We start from the raw sequence: 3,527 nt of genomic DNA, 5'->3' as shown, positions 1-3,527 counted from the left end.
GTGTTCACCGACAAGACTCACTCCGAGCGCTACAACCGCAAGTGGGACATGCAGTTCTCGCCGAGCCTCTGCCATGGCTGCTCCAGCGGTTGCAACATTTCCCCGGGCGAGCGTTACGGCGAACTGCGTCGCATCGAAAACCGTTTCAACGGTTCGGTGAACCAGTACTTCCTGTGCGACCGTGGCCGTTTCGGCTATGGCTACGTCAACCGCGAAGACCGCCCGCGTCAGCCACTGCTGGCCAACGGCGCCAAGCTGGGCCTGGACGAAGCACTGGATAAAGCCGCTGACCTGCTGCGCGGTCGCAACATCGTCGGTATCGGTTCGCCACGCGCCAGCCTCGAAAGCAACTACGCGTTGCTTGAACTGGTCGGCGCCGAGCACTTCTACTCCGGCATCGAAGCCGCTGAACTTGAGCGCATTCGCCTGGTTGTGCAGGTGCTCAAAGACAGCCCGCTGCCGATCCCGAACATGCGCGACATCGAAGATCACGATGCGATTTTCGTCCTCGGCGAAGACCTGACCCAGACTGCTGCGCGCATGGCCCTGGCCCTGCGTCAATCGGTCAAGGGCAAGGCCGAAGACATGGCCGACGCCATGCGCGTTCAGCCATGGCTCGATGCCGCAGTGAAGAACATCGGTCAGCACGCGCTGAACCCGCTATTCATCGCCAGTCTGGCTGAAACCAAGCTCGACGACGTGGCTGAAGAATGCGTTCACGCCGCTCCAGACGACCTGGCCCGCATCGGTTTCGCCGTGGCTCACGCCCTCGATGCCAGCGCGCCGGCCGTTGAAGGCCTGGACGCTGAAGCCCTTGAACTGGCTCAGCGCATCGCCAACGCCCTGCTCGCTGCCAAGCGTCCGTTGATCATTGCCGGTACCTCGCTGGGTTCCAAGGCGCTGATCGAAGCTGCAGCGAACATCGCCAAGGCCCTGAAGCTGCGCGAGAAGAACGGTTCCATCAGCCTGATCGTGCCAGAGGCCAACAGCCTCGGCCTGGCCATGCTCGGTGGTGACTCGGTCGACGCAGCCCTGCAAGCGGTGATCGACGGTAAGGCGGACGCCATCGTCGTGCTGGAAAACGATCTGTACACCCGTACCGACAAAGCTAAGGTCGATGCTGCCCTGAATGCCGCGAAAGTGGTAATCGTGGCGGACCATCAGAAGACCGCCACCAGCGATCGCGCGCACCTGGTGCTGCCAGCTGCCAGCTTCGCTGAAGGCGACGGTACGCTGGTCAGCCAGGAAGGCCGCGCCCAGCGTTTCTTCCAGGTCTTCGACCCGACTTACCTCGACGCAAGCATTCTGGTTCACGAAGGCTGGCGCTGGCTGCATGCCCTGCGTTCGACCCTGCTGAACCAGCCGATCGACTGGACCCAACTGGATCACGTCACCGCTGCCGTTGCTGCGAGCAAACCGCAACTGGCGCGCATCGTCGATGCCGCACCGTCCGCCGCGTTCCGCATCAAAGGCCTGAAACTGGCTCGCGAACCGCTGCGTTACAGCGGCCGGACTGCCATGCGCGCCGACATCAGCGTGCACGAACCGCGTACTTCCCAGGACAACGACACCGCGTTCTCGTTCTCCATGGAAGGTTACTCGGGCTCGGTCGAACCGCGTCAGCAAGTACCATTCGCCTGGTCTCCGGGCTGGAACTCGCCGCAAGCCTGGAACAAGTTCCAGGACGAAGTCGGTGGTCACATCCGCGCTGGCGACCCGGGCACTCGCCTGATCGAAAGCACCGGTGATTCGCTGAACTGGTTCGCCAGTGTTCCGCGCGCGTTCAACCCGGCTCCGGGCACCTGGCAGGTCGTGCCGTTCTTCCACCTGTTCGGCAGCGAAGAGAACTCTTCCAAAGCCGCTCCGGTCCAGGAACGCATTCCAGCCCCTTACCTGTCGCTGGCCAAGTCCGAAGCCGATCGTCTGGGCGTCAATGACGGTGCCCTGCTGAGCCTGAACGTGGCTGGCCAGACCCTGCGTCTGCCGCTGCGTATCAACGAAGAGCTGGGCGCCGGTCTGGTCGCCTTGCCGGCCGGTATCGCCGGTATTCCGCCAGCGATCTTCGGCAAATCCGTTGACGGTCTGCAGGAGGCAGCGCTATGACCTGGTTCACTCCTGAAGTGATCGACGTAATCATCGCGGTCCTCAAGGCCATCGTGATTCTGCTCGCCGTGGTGGTGTGCGGCGCGCTGCTGAGCTGGGTCGAGCGTCGTCTGCTCGCCCTCTGGCAGGACCGTTACGGTCCGAACCGCGTCGGCCCGTTCGGCGCGTTCCAGATCGCCGCCGACATGATCAAGATGTTCTTCAAGGAAGACTGGACCCCGCCGTTCGCCGACAAAGTGATCTTCACGTTGGCGCCGGTCGTGGCCATGAGCGCCTTGCTGATTGCCTTCGCGATCATCCCGATCACCCCGACCTGGGGCGTGGCGGATATCAACATCGGCATCCTGTTCTTCTTCGCCATGGCCGGTCTGTCGGTCTACGCGGTGCTGTTCGCCGGCTGGTCGAGTAACAACAAGTTCGCCCTGTTGGGCAGCTTGCGGGCCTCGGCACAAACCGTGTCGTACGAAGTGTTCATGGGCCTGTCGCTGATGGGCATCGTGATCCAGGTCGGCTCGTTCAACATGCGCGACATCGTTGAATACCAGGCGCAGAACCTGTGGTTCGTCATTCCGCAGATCTTCGGTTTCCTGACTTTCTTCATCGCTGGCGTCGCCGTGACTCACCGTCACCCGTTCGACCAGCCGGAAGCGGAACAGGAACTGGCCGACGGTTACCACATTGAATACGCCGGCATGAAATGGGGCATGTTCTTCGTCGGTGAGTACATCGGCATCGTGCTGATTTCGGCGCTGCTGGTGACGTTGTTCTTCGGTGGCTGGCACGGTCCGTTCGGCATTCTGCCGCAGATCCCGTTCATCTGGTTCGCACTGAAAACCGCGTTCTTCATCATGTTCTTCATCCTGCTGCGCGCCTCGATTCCGCGCCCACGGTATGACCAAGTGATGGATTTCAGCTGGAAGTTCTGCCTGCCGCTGACCCTCGTCAACATGCTGGTGACCGCTGCGGTCGTGTTGCTCAACACGCCCGCCGTCGCGGCTCAGTGAGGATAGAGAATCATGAAGTACATTTTTGACATCGTGCATGGCTTCTTCACCCAGCTTCGCAGCCTGGTGATGATCTTCGGCCACGCCTTCCGCAAGCGCGACACGCTGCAATACCCGGAAGAGGCGGTGTACCTGCCGCCGCGCTTCCGTGGCCGTATCGTGCTGACCCGCGACCCCGACGGCGAAGAACGTTGTGTAGCCTGCAACCTGTGCGCCGTGGCGTGCCCGGTCGGTTGCATCTCGCTGCAGAAAGCTGAAACCGAAGACGGTCGCTGGTACCCGGACTTCTTCCGCATCAACTTCTCGCGCTGCATTTTCTGCGGCCTCTGCGAGGAAGCCTGCCCGACCACCGCGATCCAGCTGACACCTCATTTCTAAATGGAAGAGTTCAAACGTCAGGACCTGGTGTACTACAAAGAA

At 61.6% G+C, this 3,527-nt stretch carries 2 protein-coding genes and 1 pseudogene; all 3 read left to right on the top strand.

Going from position 1 to position 3,527, the window contains the following annotated elements; all coding sequences use genetic code 11:
* A partial coding sequence (locus ACIPLA_RS28025) for a molybdopterin-dependent oxidoreductase (RefSeq protein WP_401177709.1) occupies positions 1 to 2,103 on the top strand: 2,103 nt, incomplete at its 5' end.
* On the top strand, positions 2,100 to 3,107 hold the full coding sequence (gene nuoH, locus ACIPLA_RS28020; protein WP_008014900.1) for an NADH-quinone oxidoreductase subunit NuoH: 1,008 nt from the start codon (positions 2,100 to 2,102) through the stop codon (positions 3,105 to 3,107). The genes ACIPLA_RS28025 and nuoH, both read left to right, overlap by 4 nt.
* A 12-nt stretch (positions 3,108 to 3,119) precedes the next feature.
* Positions 3,120 to 3,482, top strand: a pseudogene (nuoI, locus tag ACIPLA_RS28015) (NADH-quinone oxidoreductase subunit NuoI); the annotation flags it as partial.
* Positions 3,483 to 3,527 lie beyond the last annotated feature (45 nt).

Origin of the sequence: Pseudomonas sp. NPDC086112, assembly GCF_044746425.1 — a bacterium.
Lineage (GTDB): Bacteria > Pseudomonadota > Gammaproteobacteria > Pseudomonadales > Pseudomonadaceae > Aquipseudomonas.
This window is presented reverse-complemented; position numbering and strand designations above follow the sequence as displayed.

Coding starts and splice junctions, on each gene's coding strand:
- nuoH (WP_008014900.1), top strand. CDS start 2,100: ATGACCTGGTTCACTCCTGAAGTGATCGACGTAATCATCGCGGTCCTC.